Raw genomic sequence first — 23,121 nt, forward strand, 5'->3', positions numbered from 1 at the left:
CCATCTGATAAAGCAAAGACGCGCCCACGGCGCGCCGTCCAATGCTACAGAATGCCTGTCACTGCTGCCCGGCGACCTCGACGAGCATTTATTGCAAAGTGTGTTGCTCGACAAACACTTGCGGCTCCATGCCTTCGCGGCTGACCAGGCGATTCAGTTCGACCATGGGCAGTCGCACGCTCAGCAGGCTGCGCCCTTCTTCATCATGCTCTTCACTCTGCACGGCACCCAGGGCAAAGAATTGCGCGCGCAAGCGGGCAAAACGCTGCTCCAGGCACAGGGTACCGACAAACAGATCATCCCCCAGCAACTCGGCAACCGCCTGGCCAACCAGCTCCAGGCCACGCCCATCGCGTGCCGATACCCAGACCCGTTCCGGCTTGCCATCGGCATTGCGCTGGATCTGTGGCTCGACATCTTCGAGCAGGTCGAGTTTGTTATACACCTCGAGGATCGGCAAGCCTTCAGCGCCAATCTCACCCAACACGGCCAGCACCTGCTCGATCTGCTCCATGCGCTCTGGCTCATGGGCGTCGATCACATGCAGCAACAGGTCGGAGTTGCTCGACTCTTCGAGCGTAGCCCGAAATGCCTCGACCAGCTTGTGCGGCAGGTGGCGAATGAAGCCCACGGTGTCGGCCAGCACGATTGGCCCCAGGTCATTGAGCTCGAGCCGGCGCAGGGTCGGGTCGAGGGTGGCGAACAGCTGGTCCGCAGCGTACACCTCGGACTCGGTCAGGGCGTTGAACAGTGTGGACTTGCCGGCGTTGGTGTAACCCACCAGCGACACGGACGGAATATCCGCACGCTTGCGCCCACGCCGCGCCTGCTCGCGCTGGCTGCGCACTTTCTCCAGGCGTGACTTGATCTGGCGTATGCGCACCCGCAACAGTCGGCGGTCGGTTTCGAGCTGCGTTTCACCCGGGCCGCGCAGGCCGATACCACCTTTCTGTCGCTCAAGGTGAGTCCAGCCGCGCACCAGCCGCGTGCTCATGTGCTCCAGCTGGGCCAGTTCGACCTGCAGCTTGCCTTCATGGGTACGCGCCCGTTGGGCGAAGATATCGAGGATCAGCCCGGTACGGTCGAGCACACGACACTCGAACACACGTTCAAGGTTGCGCTCCTGACTGGGCGTGAGGGTGTGATTGAAAATCACCAGGTCTACCTGCTCGGCATGGACCAGGTCGTGCAATTCCTCGACCTTGCCACTGCCAATCAGGTATTTGGCGGAAGGCTGATGCCTTGTCACCGTGACCAGCGAGACGATGTCGGCACCGGCCGACAATGCCAACTCCTGAAACTCCTGCGGGTCTTCGCGCGCCTCAGGGTTCTGACCTTCCAAGTGAACGAGCAACGCTCGCTCACCACCACCGTGGCGCTCAAAGAACAATGCAGGCTCCTATCAGGCGTTGCCTGGCTCGCTGTCGCCGTGCTCGCCATCGGTCGGGCTTGGCAGGCGGACCGGACGGGCCGGAACCACGGTCGAAATGGCGTGCTTGTAGACCATCTGGCTGACGGTGTTCTTCAGCAGAACCACGAACTGGTCGAACGATTCGATCGAACCCTGCAGCTTGATACCGTTGACCAGGTAGATGGATACCGGGACCTTTTCTTTTCTCAAGGTGTTCAAGTAAGGGTCTTGTAGCGAATGCCCTTTTGACATATGCCGCACTCCTGTAAGGATAAATAATAGAAAATCAATAAAATCGATAAATTAGGCCGCCCCTTCGCAAGAATAGACGGCAATCAGCAGGGACTCAGCTCAATATGGAGATGGCCCCAAGGTATTTCAAGGTGCGGGACAGATTGTCGCAGGCCAGGCTGTCAAGCCAGTGCACTTCAGGCCAGCCACGCAACCAGGTGAACTGCCGTTTGGCCAGCTGCCGAGTAGCAATGATACCGCGTTCACGCATCTCATTCTCAGTCAGCTTGCCGTCCAGGTAATCCCAGACTTGCCGATAACCCACTGCCCGTATAGACGGCAGCCCGGCGTGCAAGTCACTTCTGGCTCGCAGCGATCGGACCTCCTCAACGAAGCCCTGTTCCAGCATCTGCGAAAATCGTAACGCAATTCGCTGATGCAAAATGTGACGATCTGTAGGAGCAATCGCCAAACTGGCGACAGTATAGGGCAAATGTCCGCCAGCGCCTGCGTCTGCGCCGCGACTTTCCGCGAATTGACGTTGACGATGGGCCGTCATGCTCTCGCCGCTCACCCGGTATACCTCCAGCGCCCGGATCAGCCGCTGCGGGTCGTTGGGGTGGATGCGCGCCGCCGACACCGGGTCGACCTCGGCCAGTTGACGGTGCAACTCGGCCAGCCCCAAGGCTTCGGCCTGGGCTTCCAGCTCGGCGCGCACTGCGGCATCGGCCGCCGGCATGTCGGCCAGGCCATCGATCAACGCCTTGTAATAGAGCATGGTGCCGCCGACCAGCAACGGGATCTTGCCGCGCGCAGTGATCTCGGCCATGGCCTCCAAGGCATCGGCACGGAACTGTGCGGCCGAATAGCTCTCGGCCGGGTCACGAATGTCGATCAGCCGGTGCGGGTGGGCGGCGAGGATTTCTTTCGAGGGTTTGGCCGAGCCGATGTCCATGCCCCGGTAGACCAGTGCCGAATCGACGCTGATCAGTTCACAGGGCAGCACTTTGGTCAGCTCGATGGCCAGGTCGGTCTTGCCGGCCGCCGTCGGACCCATCAGGAATATTGCAGGGGGCTTGCTGCTCATTTCATCGACCGCGCAGGAAGAGTTTGTCCAGGTCGTCCAGGCCCATCTGGGTCCAGGTGGGACGGCCATGGTTGCACTGGCCGCTGCGCTCGGTGTTTTCCATGTCGCGCAGCAGGGCGTTCATCTCGGGAATTGCCAGGCGCCGGTTGGCGCGCACGGCGCCATGGCAGGCCATGGTACCGAGCAGTTCGTTGAGGTGCGCCTGAATACGGTCGCTGGTGCCGTATTCCATCAAGTCGGCCAGCACGTCCTGCACCAGGCGGTTGGCCTCGGCCTGCTTGAGCAAGGCCGGGATCTGGCGAACCGCCAAGGTCTCGGGGCCCAGGCGTTGCAATTCGAAGCCCAGGCGCTGGAACCACTGAGCATGCTCTTCGGCACAGTCGGCCTCACGCTGGCTCAGGGCCAGGGTTTCCGGCACCAGCAGCGGCTGGCCACTGAGGCCCTCGCTGGCCATGGCCACCTTGAGCCGCTCGTACATGATCCGCTCATGGGCGGCGTGCATGTCCACCAGCACCAGGCCGACGGCATTCTCGGCCAGGATGTAGATACCCTTGAGCTGCGCCAGCGCGTAGCCAAGCGGGGGAATGTCACCTTGGCTTTCGGGCAAGGCCGTCGCAGCTGCGGCACCGTTGTCCAACGGCTTGTAGAACTCGCGATACACCGCCTGCGCCTCGGCGGCCGGCAGCGGCTGCGAAGGACGCGGGGTGTACTGGTACTGGTAACCGGCGCCACTGCCGCCATTGGAAAATGACTGTTGCGGGGCTCGCGGCTGTTCGAGCACCGGCGAGGCCAGGCGCATTTCACCCTGGGGGCCGAACTCACCAGCCTGCTGGCCAGTGGGGCGAGCCAGCTCGGGCACGGCGGCAGGCGCGGCCAGTTGGTCTTCCGGGCGAACATCAGCCAGGGCTCGGTGCAAAGTGCCATACAGGAAATCGTGCACCGAGCGCCCTTCGCGGAAGCGCACTTCATGCTTGGTCGGGTGCACGTTCACATCGACGCCGTTGGGCTCCAGCTCCAGGAACAGCACGAACGTGGGGTGACGACCATTGAACAACACATCGCGGTAGGCCTGGCGCACGGCGTGGGCGACCAGCTTGTCGCGCACCGCACGGCCATTGACGAAGAAGTACTGCAAGTCGGCCTGGCTGCGCGAGAACGTCGGCAGGCCAACCCAGCCCCACAGGCGCAGGCCGTTGCGCTCGACGTCGATCGGCAGCGCCTGCTCCATGAAGCCAGGGCCGCAGATGGCACCCACCCGCCGTGCACGGGCGGTTTCGTCGTGAGCCTCGTGCAGGCTGAGGATGCTCTTGCCGTTGTGGCGCAGGTGGAAGCCGACATCGAAACGCGCCAGCGCCAGCCGGCGGATCACTTCCTGCAGGTGGTCGAATTCGGTTTTTTCGGCCTTGAGGAACTTGCGCCGGGCCGGGGTATTGAAGAACAGGTCGCGCACTTCCACAGAGGTCCCGACCGGGTGCGCCGCTGGCTGCACCCGTGGGGTCATGTCGCGGCCTTCGGTTTCCACCTGCCAGGCCTCGCTGGCACTGGCAGTACGGGAGGTCATGGTCAAACGCGCCACCGAGCTGATCGAGGCCAGCGCCTCGCCACGGAAGCCCAGGCTCATGACGCGTTCCAGGTCCTCCAGCTCACGAATCTTGCTGGTGGCGTGACGCGCCAGGGCCAGCGGCAGGTCATCGGCAGAAATACCGCTGCCATCGTCCCGTACCTTCAGCAGCTTGACGCCGCCCTGCTCCACTTCCACATCGATGCGCCGGGCACCGGAGTCCAGGCTGTTTTCCAGCAATTCCTTGGCGACAGAAGCCGGCCGCTCGACAACCTCGCCGGCGGCAATCTGGTTGGCCAGCCGCGGGCTAAGCAGCTGAATGCGCGAACCGCCGCTCATTATTGCGCCGCCAGGGTCGTGGCGGGTACATCAAGGCGTTGGCCGACCTTCAGCTCATCGGTCTTGAGGCTGTTGGTGCTGCGCAGGCTGGCCACGCTGACCTGGTAGCGCACAGCCAGCATCGCCAGGGTTTCGCCAGGCCGGACGGTGTGCTCACGCGGCCCAGCCGCAATCTTGCCGGTGTCGCGCAGCCAGGCGATATAAGTGCCTGGCGGCGGGTTCTGCTGGAAGTACTGGCGTACACCGGTGTGGATCGAGCGGGCCAGGGCTTGCTGGTGGCTCGCAGTGGCCAGCTTGGCGGCTTCGTTGTTGTTCGAAATGAACCCGGTTTCAACCAGGATCGACGGAATATCCGGCGACTTCAGCACCATGAAGCCGGCCTGTTCCACGCGCTGTTTGTGCAGCGAGGTGACACGCCCCATGTTGCCCAGCACTTTCTGCCCCACATTGAGGCTGGAGCTGAGCGTGGCGGTCATGGAGAGGTCGAGCAGCACCCCCGCGAGCATACGGTCCTTGTCGTCGAGGCTGACGTTACCCGCACCACCGATCAGGTCGGAGCGGTTTTCCGTGTCGGCCAGCCAGCGCGCAGTCTCGGAAGTGGCGCCGCGGTCGGACAGGGCAAATACCGAGGCGCCAAAGGCCGCACGCGACGGCGCGGCGTCGGCGTGGATCGAAATGAACAGGTCGGCGCCCTTCTTGCGGGCGATTTCCGTGCGTTTACGCAGTGGAATGAAGTAGTCGCCAGTGCGGGTCAGCTCCGCCCGGAAGCCGCGTTCGCTGTTGATCTGGCGCTGCAGTTCCTTGGCGATCTGCAGCACGATGTCTTTTTCATGCTGGCCACGCGAACCGGATGCACCGGGGTCTTCGCCACCGTGACCGGCATCGATGGCCACAACGATTTCACGCTTGCCGCTCGGCACCGGTGGCAGCTTGATGGCAGGCTGGGCCGGGCTTACCGGCACCGCAGGCGTGGTCGCAGGTGTTTGTACCGGGGTCGGGGCAGGAGGTGGCGCGCTGGCTGCAATGGCGTCGGCTTCCTGGTCGTACAGGTCGACCACCAGGCGATTGCCGTACTGGGCATTGGGCGCCAAGGTGAAGCTTTTTGGGGTAACCGACTTTTTCAGGTCGACCACCACGCGCAGGTCGGTCGGGGTACGTTGTGCCGAACGCACGCTGCTGATCGGCGTGTTGGAGGTGGCCACGTTCAATGGCGCGGCCAGGGTCGCACCATTGATGTCGATAACCAGACGATCCGGTGCGCTCAAGGTGAAGACGCTGTGCTGCACGGGGCCAGACAGGTCGAAGACCAGCCGCGTGTTGTCTGGCGCGCGCCACAGGCGCATGCTCTTGACTTGTGTGACGGCCAGAGCGTCAACGGTCACCGTTGTCAGCAGCAGCCCAACGATGGCGACCAGTGCGCGTATGCGCATACCTACCCCACTTACTGTTTATAGTGTTCGGCCAGTGCCACGCACCAGGCCTCGCCGCGAGCCCCCTGCGGCGAAAGGATCAGCGAGCGTCCGCCCGCTTGGGGGCTTATGGTAATGGTCAGGTCAGGCTTTGGCAAAACGCCCGCACCCTTTTGTGGCCACTCGAACAGGCACAGCGGGTCGCCCTCGAAATAATCACGAATACCCATGAACTCAAGCTCCTCCGGGTCGACCAGGCGATACAGGTCGAAGTGAAAGGCTCGGACCTCGCCGATTTCGTAGGGTTCGACCACGGTAAAGGTCGGGCTTTTCACTGCACCAGTATGGCCCAGGCCACGGATCAGCCCCCGGGAAAGCGTAGTCTTGCCCGCCCCCAGGTCGCCTTCAAGAAAGATCACGCCGCGACCACCGGTCACCTCGGCCATTTTTGCACCGAAGTCGACCGTGGCCGCTTCATCGGCCAGAAACAGATTTAAGCCAGACACGCAGAATGCTCCTCCAACAACTCACGAATGACCGGCGCCAGATCACTGGCCGCCAGGCCTCTACCTTTTACCCCCAGACGCTCGCCCGCACAGGCGTGCAGCCATGTTCCCAAGCAACCCGCGCTCCAGGCGTCCAGGCCTTGGGCCAACAGTGCCGCCAGCACGCCGGTCAGCACGTCGCCCAGCCCGGCGCCAGCCATCGCCGGGTGGCCGCGCTCGCATAGCGCCAGTTGCCCGGCCGGTGCGGCCACCAGGGTGCCGGCACCTTTGAGTACGCAGACGCTGTTGTAACGGCGCGCCAACTTGCGCGCAGCCCCTGGGCGGTCGGCCTGCACGGCCTCGGTGGAAATGCCCAGCAGCCGCGCCGCCTCCCCCGGGTGAGGGGTGAGGATACTGCCACTGGGCAAGGCCAGCGGGGTGCGCGCCAGCAAATTCAGGGCATCGGCATCCCACACCTGCGGCCGCTCGGCGTTGGCCACCGCCGACAACAGGCTGCGGCCCCACGCCGCCTGCCCGAGGCCCGGACCGACCACCAGCACCGAGGCGCGCTCCAGCACGCCCATCAGCTGGTTGGCCGAACTGGCGCCAAGGCACATGACTTCGGGCAGGCGCGCCAGGCTGGCCGCTACATGCTCCGGCCGGGTTGCCACGCTGACCAGCCCGGCCCCGCAACGCAGGGCGGCTTCGGCACTGAGCAATACGGCGCCACCCGTGCCGAGGTCGCCACCGACCACCAGCACATGGCCAAAGTCACCTTTATGGGCAAGCGCGTGGCGTGCCGGCAGGTGCGCCACGGTCACGCTGCTGAGCAATTGAGGGGCATTGCTGGGGTGTTTGGTCTGCGGCATGGGGTCAAAGGCTCCAATGTCTGGCAGAATTATACGCACCCGAGCCCGTATTGCCTTGCCCATCCATGTCCGCCTCTACACCTGACCTCGCCCAACTGGCCCAATCGATCAAGATTTGGGGCCAGGAACTCGGTTTTGCCCATGTTGGCATCGCCGGGGTTGACCTTGGCGAACACGAACACCACCTGCAGCGCTGGCTCGACGCCGGCTACCAGGGCGAAATGGAATACCTGGGCGCCCACGGCAGCAAAAGGTCACACCCCGACCAGCTGATCCCCGGCACGGTACGCGTGGTCTCGCTGCGCATGGACTACCTGCCTGGCGACACACAAATGGCGCAGCGCCTGGCACAACCGGAAAAGGCCTACATTTCGCGCTATGCGCTGGGCCGGGACTACCACAAACTGGTGCGCAAGCGCGTGCAGTTCCTTGCCGATCGTATTCAGGAAGCCATCGGCCCGTTCGGGTACCGCGCCTTCGTCGACAGCGCCCCGGTGCTGGAAAAGGCCTTGGCCGAACAGGCCGGGCTGGGCTGGATCGGCAAGAACACGCTGTTGCTCAACCGCAAGGCCGGTAGCTATTTCTTCCTTGCCGAACTGTTTGTCGACCTGCCGTTGCCGGTGGACGAAGCCACCACCAGCGAGCACTGCGGGCGGTGCCAGGCCTGCCTGGACATCTGCCCGACCCAGGCGTTTGTCGGGCCCTATGTGCTGGATGCACGGCGCTGCATCTCGTACCTGACCATCGAGCTGAGGGGCGCGATCCCTGTCGAGCTGCGCGCGAAGATGGGCAACCGGGTGTTCGGTTGCGACGACTGCCAGATCGTCTGCCCCTGGAACCGCTTCGCCAAGCACAGCCAGGAGCAGGACTTCCAGCCACGGCACGGGCTGGAGAATGCCGAGTTGGCGGAAATGTTCCTGTGGGATGAACGCACCTTCCTGCGCAAGACCGAAGGCGGGCCGTTGCGACGGGCGGGGTATGAGCGGTTCTTGCGCAACCTGGCGGTGGGGTTGGGCAATGCGCCGTCCACGATTCCAGTGATAGAGGCACTGAAGGCGCGGCGCGAGGATGCATCTGAGCTGGTGCGCGAGCACGTTGCATGGGCGCTGGCCCGACACGACATTCAATAGCTGGGGCCGCGGCGCGGCCCAGAATTCACTGCTGGTCGTTGTAGTGGAACTTGGGCATTTCCCAGTGGAAGCGAATCGCCAACAGGCGCAGCAGGAACCCGCCAAACAAGGTCAGCAGCATCGCCTGCTCCGCCGGCACCTTGAAATACACGCAGCCCAGATAGAACCACGCCGCCGCGAACGACACGCTGGCATACAGCTCGCGACGGAACACCAGTGGGATGTCGTTGCAGAAGATATCCCGCAGGATGCCGCCAAACACCCCGGTGATCACCCCGCTGATGGACGCCACCAGCATGCCCTGCCCCATTTCCAGCGCCGTCATGCAGCCAATCAGGGTAAACGCCACCAGCCCCAGGGCATCGAGCACCAGAAACAGCGAGCGCAGGCGGCGCATCATCGGCGCAATGAAAATAGTCAGCAGCGCCGCAAAGCTGGTCAACACGAGGTACTCGGGGTGCTTCACCCAGGTCAGCGGGTAGTGCCCGAGCAGCACATCACGCACCGAGCCGCCCCCCAGGGCGGTGACGCAGGCAATCAGCACCACGCCGAACCAGTCCATGCCGCGACGCCCGGCAGACAGCGCGCCAGTCATGGCTTCGGCGGTGATGGCAACGAGATAGAGCATCAACAACATGGTGCGGGTCCGTGCAGGAAAGGCGCGCAGTCTAACCAGTTGCCCAAGGCACCAAAAGGGGGCGCAGACACAATATCTGCGCCGTTTCGGATCACAGCTTGATGAAGTGCTCGCGGTAGTGACGCAGTTCGGCGATCGACTCGCGAATATCGTCCAGCGCCAGGTGGGTATTGCCCTTCTTGAAGCTGTCACGCACATTCGGCGCCCAGCGCGCGGCCAGCTCCTTCAGAGTGGAAACATCCAGGTTGCGATAGTGGAAGTAGTTTTCCAGGTTGCGCATGTGACGGTAGAGGAAACGGCGGTCCTGGCAGATGCTGTTGCCGCAGATCGGCGACTTGCCTTTGGGTACCCACTGTTCAAGGAAGGCGATGGTCTGCGCCTCGGCTTCAGCCATGCTGACCTTGCTCTCGCGCACGCGCTGGGTCAGGCCCGAAGCGCCATGGGTGCGGGTGTTCCACTCATCCATACGCGCCAGCACGTCGTCACTGTGGTGGATGGCGATCACCGGCCCTTCGGCCAGGGTGTTCAGCTCGCTGTCGGTGACGATGGTTGCCATTTCGATGATGACGTCGCTGTCTGGATCCAGGCCGGTCATTTCCAGGTCGATCCAGATCAGGTTCTGTGGGTTTTGCATGCAGGGGCTCCTCGTATAGCCCGTCATAGTAGCCTAGTGGCCCAGGCACGCCCATTCACCGCTCAAAGGTTAGCGGAATAGTCCAGCGCCTGGCGTGCTAAACTGCCTGCCGTTTTCAATGCCCCACCCCGGGCCTTTCTCACGGTACCTTCATGGCCAAACGCCAGCTCAATCGCCGCCAGAACTGGCGGATCGAAAAAATCCAGGGCGAGCGCGCCGCTCGTGCAGCCAAACGCGAGCAGCATGCGCTGCAGGAACTGGAGGGAGGCGACCTGGGGCCGGAGCAACTGGGCCTGGTGATCGCGCACTTCGGCGTGCAGGTAGAAGTAGAAGCCCAGGACGGCGAAGGCGCAGGCCAGGTATTCCGCTGCCACCTGCGCGCCAACCTGCCGGCGCTGGTTACCGGCGACCGCGTCGTGTGGCGGGCGGGCAACCAGGGCATTGGCGTGATCGTGGCGCAGATGCCTCGCAGCACCGAGCTTTGCCGGCCGAACAACCACGGCCAGCTGAAACCGGTGGCGGCCAACGTCGACCTGATCGTGATTGTCTTTGCCCCGGCCCCGGAGCCACACCCGAACCTGATCGACCGCTACCTGGTAGCTGCCGAGCACGCCGGCCTGCGCCCGCTGCTGCTGCTGAACAAAGCCGACCTGATCAACGACGAGAACGGCCCCGGCCTGCATGCACTGCTGGAGGTCTACCGCGAACTGGGCTACCCGCTGCTGGAAGTATCGGCACACCAGGGTGACGGCATGCAGCGCCTGCAACAGCAACTCGACGGTCACATCAGCGTGTTCGTCGGCCAGTCGGGGGTGGGCAAGTCATCGCTGGTCAACAGCCTGCTGCCAGACGCTGGCACTCGCGTCGGCGACCTGTCGGAATGGTCGGGCCAAGGCACTCACACCACCACCACGGCGCGGCTGTACCACTTCCCGAACGGCGGCGACCTGATCGACTCGCCGGGTATTCGTGAGTTCGGCCTTGGCCACGTCAGCCGCGACGACGTGGAAGATGGCTTCATCGAGTTCCGTGACCTGTTCGGTACATGCCGTTTCCGCGACTGCAAGCATGACCGAGAACCGGGCTGTGCGTTGCTCAAGGCCCTGGACGAGGGGCGTATCAAGCCGCAGCGCATGAACAGCTACCGCTCGATCATCGCCAGCCTCACAGAAGACAGCTACTGACTGGGCGGCGGGCCAGAGCAATCTGTAGGATTTATTACCGAGCCGTGTAGGACGGCTCTGGTTTCGCCGTCATCTATTGCCCACACGTCCGCTTTCCCTGATGGTCATGGCTTCTATCAGGGAGGGTAACCGCCATGCCGGTTCTTATCAGCTACCGCCACGAAGTGCGGCTCGACGCCTTTATTCTCAACGAGCGCCTGCTGCTCGAAGGCATCCCCACCCAAGTGGTGCAGTTGGACTGCGACGGGCAAACCCATGACGACCTGTATGGCAGTTTCTGCCAGCAGATGAACGATGCCACCCACTGGATCGGAGTATTGCCGACCGATACCAACGACGCCTGGTGGACCGCCTGGCTGCTGGGGGCGGCAGCGATTACCTGCCGGCGAGTGAGTTTCTTCCGCAAAGGTTCAGGCGCACTGCCGGTTTGCCTGAGCAAATGGCCGGCCATGCGCGAACGTACGCATATCGACCTGTTCGTGCGGGCTTATCATGACGAACGCATGTTCGAGCGAGCCATGACACTGCCGCCGGGGCGCGGCTCTTGCACTGACAGGGATAATGCAGCCTTCTTTCATGCTGATCTCAAGGCCAAGATCAGGCGGGGGTTCTGACGGAGATGCAGCCGCAAACACCGGCTACGCCGGTGATCGCGAACCCCCTGGATGTTGAGCAAGACAGTTGTGCCCGCGAAATGCCGGGCTTACTGGTCCTTGGCGTCATCCATCTTCAACGTACCATCCTCGAAGATGTTCAGTTTCTGGCGCAGTTCGCGCGGCTGCATCGGTGCCTGTTCGGCCTCGCCACCCGTCCCCGATGCAGCTGGCGCGGCCGGTGCCGAAGCCCCTGGCGCAGCGTCATTGGCTGGCGGTGCGGCAGGCGGGGCGGCCGGTGCCTCCGGCGCTCCCTGCTCACCCTCGATGTTGCGCTGGGCCTTCTTGGTCAGCACGATGATGTCGATGCGGCGGTTGACCGGGTTGAACGGGTCCTTGCGGTCGAACAGCGACGACGAGGCGTAGCCCACCACCCGCGCCACCTGGCCGTCCGGGTAACCACCGGCCACCAGCGCACGACGTGCGGCGTTGGCGCGGTTGGCCGACAGCTCCCAGTTACCGAACTCGCCAGTGCCGGCATACGGCTTGGCATCGGTGTGGCCGCTGATGCTGATCTTGTTCGGCACCGCCTTGATGGTGTCGGCCATGGCCAGCAGGATGTCTTCGAAGTACGGCTGCAGGCGCGCACTGCCAATGTCGAACATTGGCCGGTTCTCGGCGTCCATGATCTGGATACGCAGGCCGTCCTGGGTGATCTCGAACAGAATCTGGTCCTTGAACTTCTGCAACTGCGGGTTCTCTTCCACCTTGTTCTGCAGTTCTTGCAGCAGCAGTTCCAGGCGCTCACGCTCCACCTGCTCGGCCATGGTCTCGACCTGGTCCTTGCTCAGTTGGGTGGTGGACTCTTGCGTCGGTTCGGCCTTCACTTCCGGGTTGATGGTCTTTTCCGGTGCCAGCTCAGGCGAGCCGCCCAGGTCGATGACGTAGGGCGTGCCGCTTTCCGAAAAGCCGATCGGGTCTTTGAAGTAGCCGGCAATAGCGATCTTCTGTTCTGGCGTGGCCGTGGACATCAGCCACAGCACCAGGAAGAACGCCATCATCGCCGTGGCGAAGTCGGCGAAGGCGATTTTCCAGGCGCCGCCGTGGTGGCCGCCGCCAAAGCGCTTGACGCGCTTGACGATAATGGGCTGGTTGTTTTCCATGACTCAGCGACCGCGAACCGCTTGTTCCAGTTCGGCGAAGCTTGGGCGGTGCTTGGGGTACAGCACCTTGCGCCCGAACTCGACCGCCAACGAAGGCGGCATGCCCGAGGCAGAGGCCACCAGCGAAGCCTTGATCGATTCGTACAAGTTCAGCTCTTCCTTGGCGTCGTGCTCCAGGCACTTGGCCAGCGGGCCGAAGAAGCCGTACGCCGCCAGAATACCGAAGAAGGTACCGACCAGCGCCGCACCCACGTGCATGCCGATGGCCGCCTGGTCACCTTCGCCCAGCGAGGCCATGGTCACCACGATACCCAGTACCGCCGCGACGATGCCGAAGCCCGGCATGCCGTCGGCGATGCCGGTCACCGCGTGCGACGGGTGCTCCAGCTCTTCTTTCATGCTCAGCAGTTCCATGTCGAACAGGCCCTCGAGCTCGTGCGGGGCCATGTTGCCGGTAGACATGATGCGCAGGTAGTCGCAGACGAACGCAGTCATGCGTTCATCGGCCAGTACCGTCGGGTACTTGGCGAAAATCGGGCTGGCGGCGGCGTCCTCGATGTCGGCCTCGATGGCCATCATGCCTTCGCGACGGCTCTTGTTGAGGATCTCGTACACCAGGCCCAACACCTCCAGATAGAAGGCATGGCTGAAGCGCGAGCCGAACATTTTCATCGACTTCTTGATGACGTGCATGGTCATGTGGCCAGGGTTGGCCTGCAGGAACGCACCAAAGGCCGCACCGCCAATGATCAGTACTTCGAACGGCTGGATCAGCGCTGCGATTTTGCCGTGGGAGAGCACGTAGCCGCCGAGCACGCTCGCGAATACGACGATGATGCCGATAATTTTAGCCATAGGTTCAAAGCACTTGCTGTCGTGGTCAGGGGAAGAGACGGGAAGCTTTAAAACTCTTCTTCTACTTATCGGCAGAACTGCGCCAGACTATAGCCACTCAATGCGAAAAGCCAGTTCGGACTGATGTCAAAATGCCAATTGAAACCAAGGTGCCCGCTCAGGCCCCGCGTACGTTAGAGGCCTGGGTAAAGCTGCTCGAGAGTGTTCGCATCCCCGTGCCGAAGCACAGCTACGACCGGGTCATGGCCGCCATAAACGATAGCCGCCGCTCGCTGCGCGATATCGCCGAACTGATGCAGGACAGCCCGGCACTGGTGCTGTCGGTGATGCGCGAAGCCAATCACCCCACCAATGCCAGCCTGGCCGAGCCCGCCGAAAGCCTGGAAGTCGCACTCAACCGCCTGGGCCTGGAGCGCAGCGAACAGCTGCTCAGACGCCTGCCAGCGTTGCCTGTGGAAGAAATCCCGCCGGTACTGTGCCAGTTCCAGATGATCAGCCAGCACGCCGCACAGCAGGCCAGTGGTCTGTTCGCCAGCCGCCTGGCACGGCTCTGGCAGGAAATTCACTGGGGCAGCCTGCTGTTCCTTTCGCCACTGTGGCCGCTGGCGCTGGCCTACCCCAAGTTGCTCGATATCTGGGAGTTGCGGGTAATCCACAAGGGGGAGGACGCAGCAGGGGTGGAGGAAGAACTGTTTGGCGTGCGCATCATGGCGCTGTGCCAGACCATGGCCGAGTACTGGCGCCTGCCACAATGGGTCACCCAGGGTTACCGCCTGCTGCTGGAAGAACGCGATCAACTGGCCCAGGTGCTGAACATCGCCCGCGACGAAGACCTGCTCAGCCAGCAGCACCGCCTGGACGCCGAGCCCGGCCTGCGGCGCTGGTTCAACCAGCCGGCCAATACCGTGTTGCTGGCCAACAACCTGGCACTGGCAGCACAGGTCGGCTGGGACAACCCACACTTGCTGCGCTGGCAACTGCTGACTGCGTTGTACCTGCAGACCTCGCTGGAAGACGTGCAGCATCAGGTGCACCAGCAGGCCGCTGCCAGCGCCCGCCGCCACGCCCGACATGCCTTGTTCCATCCGGCAGAAGCGTTGATCTGGCCGTGGCACCAACGCCGCCCGCACCCGGACATGCTGGCCCCGCCACCGCCCAGCAGCGACGACCTGGCACGCTGGCGCACACTGTGCCAGGACCTGCTGGCCCAACCCAGCCCGTTCACCAACACCGTGCACCTGGCCACCCAGGCCCGCGAGGCCCTGCTGGCCTGCGGCATGCAACGCATCATGCTGTTGAGCCTGGACAAGGCCAGTGACTACCTGCGCGTACAGCAGATTGCCGGCCTGCCCAAGGAAGCCGGGGCTTTGGCCCTGCAGGTGTCGCAGAACAAGCTGCTGCAAAAGCTGATGAGCCAGGCTGGGCAACTGCGCATAACCCCGGAAAACCACAGCCAGTTTTCGGCCCTGCTGCCCGCCCCGCTGCGTGCCTTGTTCCGCAGCGAGCATGTACTGCTGCGCTCATTGGCGGTGAACGACCAGGTGCTGATGCTGCTGGTGGCCGACCAGGGCTGTCGGCCCTTGGCCGATATCAGCGTGCAAGCTGTCGGCAAGACCGCGCAATGCATCGAGCGCGCCCTGTCGGTGTTTGCCAACCGCAAGGGCTGAGCCTTGCGCTACAATCGCCCCTCTTTCCACACTGGAGACCGTGGATGACTGACTTTTCCGGCCTGCCCCTGGTGATCGAAGCTGCAGACCTGCTGCCACGCCTGGATTCGCCGCAGCTGATCCTGGTCGACCTGAGCAGCGCCAACCGCTATGTCAGCGGGCATATCCCCGGCGCACGCTTTGTCGAAGGCAAGCGCACCCAGCTTGGCCAGCCACCCGCGCCCGGCCTGCTGCCGGCCCTGGGCGAACTGGAAAAACTGTTCAGCGAACTCGGCCATCGCGACGACGCCGTGTATGTGGTGTACGACGATGAAGGCGGCGGCTGGGCGGGGCGTTTCATCTGGCTGCTCGATGTGATCGGGCACAAGGGCTACCACTACCTCAATGGCGGTATCCAGGCCTGGCCGGCAGATACGCTGTCCACTGAAGTGCCCGCCAGCGGCAACGCCCGGGTACGCCTGCGTATCGACAGCGCCCCCACGGCCACGCGCGAGTACCTGCAAAGCCGCCTGGGCGCCGATGACCTGGTCATCTGGGACGCGCGCGGCCCGCAGGAATTCAGTGGCGAGAAAGTGCTGGCAGCCAAGGGCGGCCACATCCCCGGTGCGATCAACTTCGAGTGGACCGCCGGCATGGACCTCAACGACCACCTGCGCATTCGCCAGGACATCGCCGACGTCCTGCTGGAGCTGGGCATCACACCGGACAAGGAAGTGATCACCCATTGCCAGACCCACCGCCGCTCCGGCTTCACTTATCTGGTGGCCAAGGCCCTCGGCTACCCACGCGTCAAGGCTTACGCCGGCTCGTGGAGCGAATGGGGCAACCACCCGGACACGCCTGTAGAAGTTTAAGGAACCTGCATGAAATCCCGTTTGTTCATCATCAGCCAGTACCTGCTGCCGCACCACCTGCTGTCGCGACTGGCCGGCTGCGTCGCCGAGTGCCGCGCACGCTGGTTCAAAAATGCCTTCACTGCCTGGTTCGCCAAGCGCTATCAGGTCAACATGAGCGAAGCGCTGGTCGAAGACCTGAGCGCGTACGAGCATTTCAACGCGTTCTTCACCCGCGCCCTGAAGCCAGGCGCCCGCCCGCTGGACGAAACCCCGGGCGCCATCCTGTGCCCGGCCGACGGTGCTGTCAGCCAGCTCGGCCCGATCGAGCACGGCCGCATCTTCCAGGCCAAAGGCCACGGTTTCAGCGCGCAAGAGCTGCTGGGCGGTGACCCGGCCATGGCCGCGCCGTTCATGGGCGGCGAGTTCGCCACCATTTACCTGTCGCCCAAGGACTACCACCGCGTGCACATGCCGCTGGCCGGCACCCTGCGTGAAATGGTCTATGTGCCGGGCCGCCTGTTCTCGGTCAACCAGACCACCGCAGAGAACGTTCCCGAGCTGTTCGCTCGCAACGAGCGTGTGGTCTGCCTGTTCGATACCGAACGTGGGCCAATGGCTGTGGTGCTGGTTGGCGCGATGATCGTTGCCTCGATCGAAACCGTATGGGCCGGGCTGGTCACGCCGCCAAAGCGTGAGCTGAAAACCTTCCGTTACGACGAAGCCAGCCGCGCGCCGATCCATCTGGAAAAGGGCGCCGAGCTGGGCCGCTTCAAGCTGGGCTCGACCGCCATCGTGCTGTTCGGGCCGGAGCAGGTGAAGTGGGCTGAAAGCCTGGGTGCTGGTTCTGCAGTGCGCATGGGGCAACTGCTGGCAGAGCCTGCACAGGCTTGACTGCGGTTTTTGCTTTGAAGTGGCTGGCGCGGTTTATTTAGCGCCTGTGAGATCGAGCGCCACCCGCGCGGCGCTCGATCTCACAGGCACTGAAGATACAACGACAAACTAGCCGCGCGCGTCGCGGTCGCGTAGGCCCAGCAGGTACAGCACGCCATCCAGCCCCAGGGTAGAAATAGCCTGCTTGGCCGATTGGCGCACCAGCGGCTTGGCACGGAACGCGACACCCAGCCCAGCCAGCGACAGCATCGGCAGGTCGTTGGCACCATCCCCCACGGCAATGGTCTGCTCCAGCTGCAAGCCTTCTTCGTTGGCCAGCTTTTGCAACAGCTCGGCTTTGCGCTGGGCGTCGACGATCGGCTCTACCGCCACCCCGGTCACCTTGCCATCGACCACTTCCAGCTCGTTGGCGAACACATAGTCGATACCCAGGCGCGCCTGCACCTGGCGGGCGAAGTAGGTAAAGCCACCGGACAGGATCGCAGTCTTGTAACCCAGGCGCTTGAGCTCGGCGAACAGGTTTTCGGCACCCTCGGTCAGGCGCAGCGAGGCACCGATTTCGTCCAGCACCCCCACATCCAGGCCCTTGAGCAGCGCCATGCGCTCCTTGAAACTGGCGCGGAAATCCAGCTCCCCGCGCATGGCACGCTCGGTGATCGCCGCGACCTGCTCGCCCACACCGGCCGCCTTGGCCAGCTCGTCGATGACTTCAGCCTCAATCAGCGTGGAATCCATGTCGAACACGGCCAGGCGGCGGTTGCGGCGGAACAGGTCGTCTTTCTGGAAGGCGATGTCGATGCTCAGCGCTTCAGCCAAGGCAAAGAAATCGGCACGCAGGGCCTGGGCATCGCTCGGTACGCCGCGCACGGAAATCTCGACGGCTGCCTTGCCCTTGTCGGTTTCGGCATCCAGCGCCACACGGGCCGACAGGCGCTCGATGCGCTCGATGGTCAGGCCGTACTGGCTGATCACCGCACTCACCCGCTGCAACTGCTCGGGGGTGATCTTGCGGCTGAGCAGCGTAACGATGTGGCGCGCTTCGCCATGGCCATCGGCCCAGTGCTGGTAATCCGCCTCGGAAATCGGGGTGTAGCGGGCCTGCAGGTTCAGCTCGTGGGCCTTGGCCTGCACGCTTTGCAGCAGGGCAGTCGCCACTTCGTTGTCCGGGATATCGACCAGGATGCCAAACGACAAGGTGCCGTGCATGACCGCCAGGCCGATGTCGAGGATACTCACACCGCCCTGCAGCAGGACGCCGGTGATAGCCGCAGTGAGACCGGGACGGTCCTCACCGGTGATGTTGATCAGGACGATTTCGCGCACAACCTGGCTCCGACTTCGATGAAAAATGCGCATTCTACCGATTTTCCATGACCATCGGGCGCCAACGATACTTTGCCGACAAAACCCGGCTCGCTATACTCCCCCCACTTTCATGCCATTAAGAGCCGAGCTCAGTGAACCGGCCCACGCCAGTCAAACCAGATAACTTCTTCCTGATGATCTATCGTGCCCTGAGTCAACGTCGCGTGCCGCTGGCACTGCGCATCGCCTGCACCAACATCTTCCTGGTGGCGCTGGCGCTGGTGATCTACGCCTGCGTGATGGGCCTGCAGTTCAAGCAGGCCATGCATGAGCAGGCCGATGCCCTGGGGCAGAGCCTGACCACCCAGACTGCCACGTCGGCAACCGAGCTGCTGGTGTCGAACGACATCCTCAGCCTCAATGTGCTGCTCGGCAACCTGGTGAAAAACCCGCTGGTGGCCCATGCGGCGATCTACAGCGTGGACAACCGTATCCTCGCCGAAGCTGGCCAGCGCCCGCGCAACAGCCTGTTGGGCGAAGCCGAAGGCCTGTACCAGACCAAGATCACCTTCCAGGACGTGACAGCCGGGCAGTTGCGCATCAGCCTGGACATGAGCCAGTTCCAGCAGCCGATGTTGATCAGCCTGCAGAGCATGGGCATTCTGGCCGCGATTCTGCTGGCCCTGGCCTTGGCCCTGAGCTTGCGTCAAGGCCGCTACATCACCCTGCCGCTGCTGCAACTGCGGGTATGGCTGCGCGACCCACAGCCCTATACCCCGGCCACCGACCGCCAGGACGAGATTGGCGACATCGCCCGCCAGCTGCATGCACGCCTGGCTCCACCGCCGCCGCCAGAACCAGAGCTCGAGGAAGACGACGACGAGTCGTTTGACGACCTGCACGAAGCTGCCCCCCCGCCAAGGCCGCGCCGCGCGCCAAGGTTGTCGCCGTGGAAGACGAGCATGACGACGAAGCCTTCGCCGGCCTGCTGGACGACGACCCTGCGCCCAAAGCCGCCGCGCTGGTCGAGTCCGATGAGCCGCAGTACAGCGCCGTACTGGCCGTGCAGCTGGGCTCGCAGGAGCAACTGCGCCGCCTGCCACGCACACGCCTGACCGAGCTGACCGAGCGCTACCGCGACTGCCTGGAGCACGCGGCCTCACTCTACGACGGCGAAACCCACACGCTCGACGATGGCAGCACCCTGGTGCTGTTCCACAGCCGCGAGTGTGGCGAAGACTATCTGACCAACGCCATTTGTTGCGGCGAGCTGTTGCGCGCCCTGGGCCATGCTCTGCAGATCGAAGTGGCCGACAGCGGCATCACCTTGCAGCTGCAACTGGGCCTGGTGCTGGGCAACGACCTGCATGGGCTGGAACTGGTTGATCTGCTGATGGCCGAGAAGGTTCAGGATGCTTTGGCACTGTCGCAGCACAGCCGCAACCTGTTGTTGGTGGAGCGGCAGATCAGCGATGACGCGCTGATTCGTCAGCGCGCCCGCATTCGTCCGATTGCCAGCCCAGAAGGCGCCTGCTGCGTAGAGCGCCTGATGGAGCCCTACCCGTCGATGCTGGAACGGCAGCTGGCGCGGATGCACGAGCGCAGGGCCTGACAGCTATGGAAGCGGCCTCTCTGTAGAGGCAAAAAAAAGCCCGCATGATCGCGGGCTTTTTCGTACCTGGCAGTTCGATCAGAACCGATAAACTTCCATATCGGTACGAATCGGGGAGGCCATCGGGATCTTGGATTTCTCCGGTGCCTTCTTCACCTGTACCGGCGCAGCGGGCTTTTTAGGCGACTCTTCGGCAATCGCCGGCTGGTTGGCCAGCGGCTTCAGCGCTGTGCTCAGCTGTTCGGCCAGCTTCTGCAGCAGTTGGCCCTGAGCCTGAACCTGCGACGATTCACTGCCCTCGTGCGGCTGTTCGAGGTGAACGATACGGTTGTCACGCACATGGCCACGGCGGTCGAGCAGACGCCACTGGGCATCCAGTATGGCCGGCTGATCCTTGCCCGAGTCCAGGCGAGTGATCGACAACAACACCTGCACGTCCGGGCTGAAGCCCGTGGTCGCCGGTGCCAGCACAACGCGTTGGCTGTCCAGACGCCAGGCCAGTTGGCGCACCAGCAGTTGGTCGATATCCGACGAAAGGCTGCCAGCCCAACGGCCGTCGGTCGCCGCACTCAGGCTGCCATCGGCTTGACGCTGCAGAAAGGTTTCACGCTGCAGGTAATCGGCCACCGATACCGGGCCGAGCACCACGGCCATGCCCGCACTCTGCGAAGGCTGGCCAGGATCACCACTGTCGAGCTGGTACAGGGCAACCGGCTGATGCATGGTGCACCCGCCAAGGCCCAGCAGGCCAGTCATCAACAGCGCAAATGGAAGGCGCAGAAATTTCATCATCCCATCCAGGCGGCCGCCACAAGGCACACCGCAGTGATACATGTAGATTCAAACGGGCACACGACTACGTCGGCACCGCAAGGGCCATATCATCCGCGAAATAACCGTCCGACTCCAGCATTTCTGCCCGGAACGGCGCTGAAATTGCCGTTCCAGACATTTCTGGTCGTTACGCCGGCACTTCCACCTGCAACCCATCGACGCGCTGGAACCCGCGTGGCAGCTTGCTGCCGCGCCGCCCACGCTCGCCCTTGTAATGCTCCAGATCGTCCCCTTTCAAAGACAGGGTACGCTTGCCGGCCTGCAATACAAGGGTTGCACCTTCGGGAATCACGGCCAGATCGGTGACAAATTCTTCACGGCTGGCCACCCGATCGCCGGGCACGCCAATGATCTTGTTGCCCTTGCCTTTACCCAGCTGTGGCAGGTCGCTGACCTTGAACACCAACAGGCGACCTTCGGTGGTCACCGCCGCCAGCCAGTCCTGCTCGCGGTCCGCCACCGGGCGTGGGGTCATGACCTTGGCGCCGTTGGGCAGGCTGAGCAAACCTTTGCCGGCCTTGTTCTTGGCCTGCAGGTCTTCACCTTTGACCACGAAGCCGTAGCCGGCATCCGAAGCCACCACGTACAGCGCATCGTCATCAGGCAGCAATACGCATTCGAAAGTGGCCCCCGGTGGCGGTGTCAGGCGGCCTGTCAGCGGCTCGCCCTGGCCACGCGCCGATGGCAGGCTGTGGGCGGGCAGCGAGTAGCTGCGCCCGGTGGAATCGATCAGCACGGCAAACTGGTTGGAGCGCCCGGCCGCAGCGGCCTTGAAGCCGTCGCCAGCCTTGTAGGAAAGGCCGGTGGCGTCGATGTCATGGCCCTTGGCGCAGCGCACCCAGCCCTTCTCGGAGAGCACCACGGTGACCGGCTCGGTCGGCATCAGCTCGTTTTCCGACAGGGCCTTGGCTTCGGCGCGCTCGACAATTGGCGAACGGCGATCGTCGCCATAGGTTTCGGCATCCTTGATCAGCTCGCTGCGCACCAACTTGCGCAGTTTGGCCTCGCTGCCCAGCAGGGCCTGCAGCTTGGCTTGCTCCTTCAGCAACTCGTCCTGTTCGCCGCGGATCTTCATTTCTTCCAGGCGCGCCAACTGCCGCAGGCGGGTCTCGAGGATGTAGTCGGCCTGGATTTCGGTGAGTTCGAAGCGGGCGATCAACGCCTGCTTGGGGTGCTCCTCGGTACGGATGATGTGGATCACTTCATCCAGGTTGAGGAACGCGGTGAGCAAACCGTCCAACAGGTGCAAGCGCTTCTCGACCTTATCCAGACGGTGCTGCAAGCGGCGACGAACGGTATTGGTACGGAACTCCAGCCACTCCACCAGGATGGTTCGCAGGTTTTTCAACTGCGGCCGGCCGTCGAGGCCGATGATATTCACGTTGACCCGGTAGGTGCTCTCCAGGTCGGTGGTGGCAAACAGGTGCTGCATCAGCTCGTCGGCATCCACGCGATTGGACCGAGGGATGATGACGATACGGCACGGGTTTTCGTGGTCCGACTCGTCGCGCAGGTCGGCGACCATCGGCAGCTTCTTGGCCTGCATCTGTGCGGCGATCTGCTCCAGCACCTTGGCCCCGGAGACCTGGTGCGGCAGCGCGGTGACAACGACGTCGCCATCCTCGACACGGTACACGGCGCGCATGCGGATCGAGCCACGGCCACTTTCGTACATTTTGAGGATTTCGGCCCGTGGCGTGACGATTTCGGCCTCGGTCGGGTAATCCGGCCCCTGGATATGCTCGCACAGCTGCTCGATGGTGGCCTTGGGCTCGTCGAGCAGGCGCACGCACGCGCTGGCTACTTCACGCAGGTTGTGCGGCGGCACGTCGGTGGCCATGCCCACGGCGATACCGGTGGTGCCATTGAGCAGGATATTGGGCAGGCGCGCCGGTAACACGGCCGGCTCCTGCAAGGTGCCGTCGAAGTTCGGCACCCAGTCCACGGTGCCCTGGCCGACTTCGCTAAGCAGCACTTCGGCGTAGCGCGACAACCGCGCTTCGGTGTAACGCATGGCGGCGAATGACTTCGGATCGTCCGGCGCACCCCAGTTGCCCTGGCCATCGACCAGGGTATAGCGGTAGCTGAACGGCTGCGCCATCAGCACCATGGCCTCGTAGCAGGCCGAGTCGCCGTGGGGATGGAACTTGCCGAGCACGTCACCGACGGTACGCGCCGACTTCTTGTGCTTGGAATCGGCATCGAGCCCCAACTCGCTCATGGCGTAGACGATGCGTCGCTGCACCGGCTTCAGGCCGTCGCCGATGTGCGGCAAGGCGCGGTCCATGATCACGTACATGGAGTAGTTGAGGTAGGCCTGTTCGGTGAAGTCAGCCAGCGAGCGGCGTTCGACACCGTCCAGGCTGAGTTCCAGTGAGTCGCTCATGC

The 23,121-nt window shown here is 63.4% G+C and carries 20 protein-coding genes and 1 pseudogene; 7 read left to right on the forward strand and 14 right to left on the reverse strand.

Annotated features, from left to right (window positions below; all coding sequences use genetic code 11):
* Positions 1-88 precede the first annotated feature (88 nt).
* The 7 genes from hflX to AB5975_07435 form a co-directional block, all read right to left on the reverse strand.
* Positions 89-1,390 carry a ribosome rescue GTPase HflX gene (gene hflX / locus AB5975_07405; GenBank protein ID XDR21666.1) on the reverse strand — a complete coding sequence of 434 codons (1,302 nt, stop codon included), beginning with the start codon at positions 1,388-1,390 and terminating at the stop codon, positions 89-91.
* A 12-nt stretch (positions 1,391-1,402) separates the two neighbouring features.
* A complete protein-coding gene (gene hfq, locus AB5975_07410) occupies positions 1,403-1,663 on the reverse strand; it encodes an RNA chaperone Hfq (GenBank protein XDR21667.1) in 261 nt (86 codons plus the stop codon).
* Between the two features lie 94 nt (positions 1,664-1,757).
* Positions 1,758-2,729, reverse strand: a complete 972-nt coding sequence (gene miaA / locus AB5975_07415) for a tRNA (adenosine(37)-N6)-dimethylallyltransferase MiaA (protein XDR21668.1) — start codon at positions 2,727-2,729, stop codon at positions 1,758-1,760.
* A 1-nt stretch (position 2,730) separates the two neighbouring features.
* Entirely contained in the window at positions 2,731-4,629 is a 1,899-nt protein-coding gene (gene mutL, locus AB5975_07420) for a DNA mismatch repair endonuclease MutL (GenBank protein XDR21669.1), read from the reverse strand.
* Complete coding sequence (locus tag AB5975_07425) at positions 4,629-6,059, reverse strand: N-acetylmuramoyl-L-alanine amidase (protein XDR21670.1); 1,431 nt, start codon at positions 6,057-6,059, stop codon at positions 4,629-4,631. The genes mutL and AB5975_07425 overlap by 1 nt, the downstream gene beginning before the upstream one ends.
* A gap of 11 nt (positions 6,060-6,070) precedes the next feature.
* Entirely contained in the window at positions 6,071-6,544 is a 474-nt protein-coding gene (gene tsaE / locus AB5975_07430) for a tRNA (adenosine(37)-N6)-threonylcarbamoyltransferase complex ATPase subunit type 1 TsaE (GenBank protein ID XDR21671.1), read from the reverse strand.
* Positions 6,532-7,392: an NAD(P)H-hydrate dehydratase gene (locus AB5975_07435; GenBank protein ID XDR21672.1), complete on the reverse strand. Its 861-nt coding sequence runs from the start codon at positions 7,390-7,392 to the stop codon at positions 6,532-6,534. Before AB5975_07435 ends, tsaE begins: the two co-directional genes overlap by 13 nt.
* Before the next feature lie 65 nt (positions 7,393-7,457).
* Here AB5975_07435 and queG point away from each other — a divergent pair, with 65 nt between their 5' ends.
* A complete protein-coding gene (gene queG, locus AB5975_07440; protein ID XDR21673.1) occupies positions 7,458-8,522 on the forward strand; it encodes a tRNA epoxyqueuosine(34) reductase QueG in 1,065 nt (354 codons plus the stop codon).
* Between the two features lie 25 nt (positions 8,523-8,547).
* On the opposite strand, the gene AB5975_07445 is transcribed toward queG, so the two are convergent.
* Both AB5975_07445 and orn read right to left on the reverse strand, forming a co-directional pair.
* Positions 8,548-9,159, reverse strand: a complete 612-nt coding sequence (locus tag AB5975_07445; protein ID XDR21674.1) for a trimeric intracellular cation channel family protein — start codon at positions 9,157-9,159, stop codon at positions 8,548-8,550.
* Between the two features lie 91 nt (positions 9,160-9,250).
* The gene (gene orn, locus AB5975_07450; protein XDR21675.1) at positions 9,251-9,793 is read right to left on the reverse strand and encodes an oligoribonuclease; all 543 of its coding nucleotides are present in this window, start codon (positions 9,791-9,793) and stop codon (positions 9,251-9,253) included.
* A gap of 152 nt (positions 9,794-9,945) precedes the next feature.
* On the opposite strand from orn, the gene rsgA reads away from it, so the two are divergent.
* Both rsgA and AB5975_07460 read left to right on the forward strand, forming a co-directional pair.
* Entirely contained in the window at positions 9,946-10,977 is a 1,032-nt protein-coding gene (gene rsgA / locus AB5975_07455) for a small ribosomal subunit biogenesis GTPase RsgA (protein ID XDR21676.1), read from the forward strand.
* A 134-nt stretch (positions 10,978-11,111) separates the two neighbouring features.
* Entirely contained in the window at positions 11,112-11,591 is a 480-nt protein-coding gene (locus AB5975_07460) for a molecular chaperone Tir (GenBank protein XDR21677.1), read from the forward strand.
* 89 nt (positions 11,592-11,680) lie between these two features.
* Here AB5975_07460 and motB read toward each other — a convergent pair whose 3' ends face one another.
* Complete coding sequence (motB, locus tag AB5975_07465) at positions 11,681-12,733, reverse strand: flagellar motor protein MotB (GenBank protein XDR21678.1); 1,053 nt, start codon at positions 12,731-12,733, stop codon at positions 11,681-11,683.
* Positions 12,734-12,736: 3 nt separating this feature from the next.
* Positions 12,737-13,588 (reverse strand): flagellar motor stator protein MotA, encoded by an 852-nt coding sequence (gene motA, locus AB5975_07470; GenBank protein XDR21679.1) that lies wholly within the window; start codon positions 13,586-13,588, stop codon positions 12,737-12,739.
* A gap of 131 nt (positions 13,589-13,719) precedes the next feature.
* On the opposite strand from motA, the gene AB5975_07475 reads away from it, so the two are divergent.
* Genes AB5975_07475 through asd form a run of 3 tightly spaced genes read left to right on the forward strand, consistent with a single transcriptional unit; the run spans position 13,720 to position 16,982 of the window.
* Positions 13,720-15,255 carry an HDOD domain-containing protein gene (locus tag AB5975_07475; GenBank protein XDR21680.1) on the forward strand — a complete coding sequence of 512 codons (1,536 nt, stop codon included), beginning with the start codon at positions 13,720-13,722 and terminating at the stop codon, positions 15,253-15,255.
* A gap of 44 nt (positions 15,256-15,299) precedes the next feature.
* Positions 15,300-16,109, forward strand: a complete 810-nt coding sequence (locus tag AB5975_07480) for a rhodanese-like domain-containing protein (GenBank protein ID XDR21681.1) — start codon at positions 15,300-15,302, stop codon at positions 16,107-16,109.
* Between the two features lie 9 nt (positions 16,110-16,118).
* Positions 16,119-16,982, forward strand: a complete 864-nt coding sequence (gene asd, locus AB5975_07485; GenBank protein XDR21682.1) for an archaetidylserine decarboxylase — start codon at positions 16,119-16,121, stop codon at positions 16,980-16,982.
* Positions 16,983-17,090: 108 nt separating this feature from the next.
* Here the strand turns inward: asd and serB are convergent, their stop codons facing one another.
* Positions 17,091-18,305 carry a phosphoserine phosphatase SerB gene (serB, locus tag AB5975_07490; GenBank protein ID XDR21683.1) on the reverse strand — a complete coding sequence of 405 codons (1,215 nt, stop codon included), beginning with the start codon at positions 18,303-18,305 and terminating at the stop codon, positions 17,091-17,093.
* A gap of 134 nt (positions 18,306-18,439) precedes the next feature.
* On the opposite strand from serB, the pseudogene AB5975_07495 reads away from it, so the two are divergent.
* Positions 18,440-19,899 (forward strand): annotated as a pseudogene (locus AB5975_07495) (AhpA/YtjB family protein).
* Positions 19,900-19,977: 78 nt separating this feature from the next.
* Here AB5975_07495 and AB5975_07500 read toward each other — a convergent pair.
* Positions 19,978-20,688, reverse strand: a complete 711-nt coding sequence (locus tag AB5975_07500; GenBank protein ID XDR21684.1) for a membrane integrity-associated transporter subunit PqiC — start codon at positions 20,686-20,688, stop codon at positions 19,978-19,980.
* A gap of 172 nt (positions 20,689-20,860) precedes the next feature.
* Positions 20,861-23,119: a DNA topoisomerase IV subunit A gene (gene parC / locus AB5975_07505; GenBank protein XDR21685.1), complete on the reverse strand. Its 2,259-nt coding sequence runs from the start codon at positions 23,117-23,119 to the stop codon at positions 20,861-20,863.
* Positions 23,120-23,121 lie beyond the last annotated feature (2 nt).

This window comes from Pseudomonas putida, from assembly GCA_041071465.1.
In the GTDB taxonomy this organism is placed as follows: Bacteria; Pseudomonadota; Gammaproteobacteria; order Pseudomonadales; family Pseudomonadaceae; genus Aquipseudomonas; species Aquipseudomonas putida_P.

What these genes read in the sequence shown, in the direction of transcription:
- hfq (XDR21667.1), bottom strand. Translation starts at nt 1,663, where the DNA reads ATGTCAAAAGGGCATTCGCTACAAGACCCTTACTTGAACACCTTGAGA.
- miaA (XDR21668.1), bottom strand. Translation starts at nt 2,729, where the DNA reads ATGAGCAGCAAGCCCCCTGCAATATTCCTGATGGGTCCGACGGCGGCC.
- mutL (XDR21669.1), bottom strand. Translation starts at nt 4,629, where the DNA reads ATGAGCGGCGGTTCGCGCATTCAGCTGCTTAGCCCGCGGCTGGCCAAC.
- AB5975_07425 (XDR21670.1), bottom strand. Translation starts at nt 6,059, where the DNA reads ATGCGCATACGCGCACTGGTCGCCATCGTTGGGCTGCTGCTGACAACG.
- AB5975_07435 (XDR21672.1), bottom strand. Translation starts at nt 7,392, where the DNA reads ATGCCGCAGACCAAACACCCCAGCAATGCCCCTCAATTGCTCAGCAGC.
- queG (XDR21673.1), top strand. Translation starts at nt 7,458, where the DNA reads ATGTCCGCCTCTACACCTGACCTCGCCCAACTGGCCCAATCGATCAAG.
- AB5975_07445 (XDR21674.1), bottom strand. Translation starts at nt 9,159, where the DNA reads ATGTTGTTGATGCTCTATCTCGTTGCCATCACCGCCGAAGCCATGACT.
- orn (XDR21675.1), bottom strand. Translation starts at nt 9,793, where the DNA reads ATGCAAAACCCACAGAACCTGATCTGGATCGACCTGGAAATGACCGGC.
- rsgA (XDR21676.1), top strand. Translation starts at nt 9,946, where the DNA reads ATGGCCAAACGCCAGCTCAATCGCCGCCAGAACTGGCGGATCGAAAAA.
- AB5975_07460 (XDR21677.1), top strand. Translation starts at nt 11,112, where the DNA reads ATGCCGGTTCTTATCAGCTACCGCCACGAAGTGCGGCTCGACGCCTTT.
- motB (XDR21678.1), bottom strand. Translation starts at nt 12,733, where the DNA reads ATGGAAAACAACCAGCCCATTATCGTCAAGCGCGTCAAGCGCTTTGGC.
- motA (XDR21679.1), bottom strand. Translation starts at nt 13,588, where the DNA reads ATGGCTAAAATTATCGGCATCATCGTCGTATTCGCGAGCGTGCTCGGC.
- AB5975_07475 (XDR21680.1), top strand. Translation starts at nt 13,720, where the DNA reads ATGCCAATTGAAACCAAGGTGCCCGCTCAGGCCCCGCGTACGTTAGAG.
- AB5975_07480 (XDR21681.1), top strand. Translation starts at nt 15,300, where the DNA reads ATGACTGACTTTTCCGGCCTGCCCCTGGTGATCGAAGCTGCAGACCTG.
- asd (XDR21682.1), top strand. Translation starts at nt 16,119, where the DNA reads ATGAAATCCCGTTTGTTCATCATCAGCCAGTACCTGCTGCCGCACCAC.
- AB5975_07500 (XDR21684.1), bottom strand. Translation starts at nt 20,688, where the DNA reads ATGAAATTTCTGCGCCTTCCATTTGCGCTGTTGATGACTGGCCTGCTG.
- parC (XDR21685.1), bottom strand. Translation starts at nt 23,119, where the DNA reads ATGAGCGACTCACTGGAACTCAGCCTGGACGGTGTCGAACGCCGCTCG.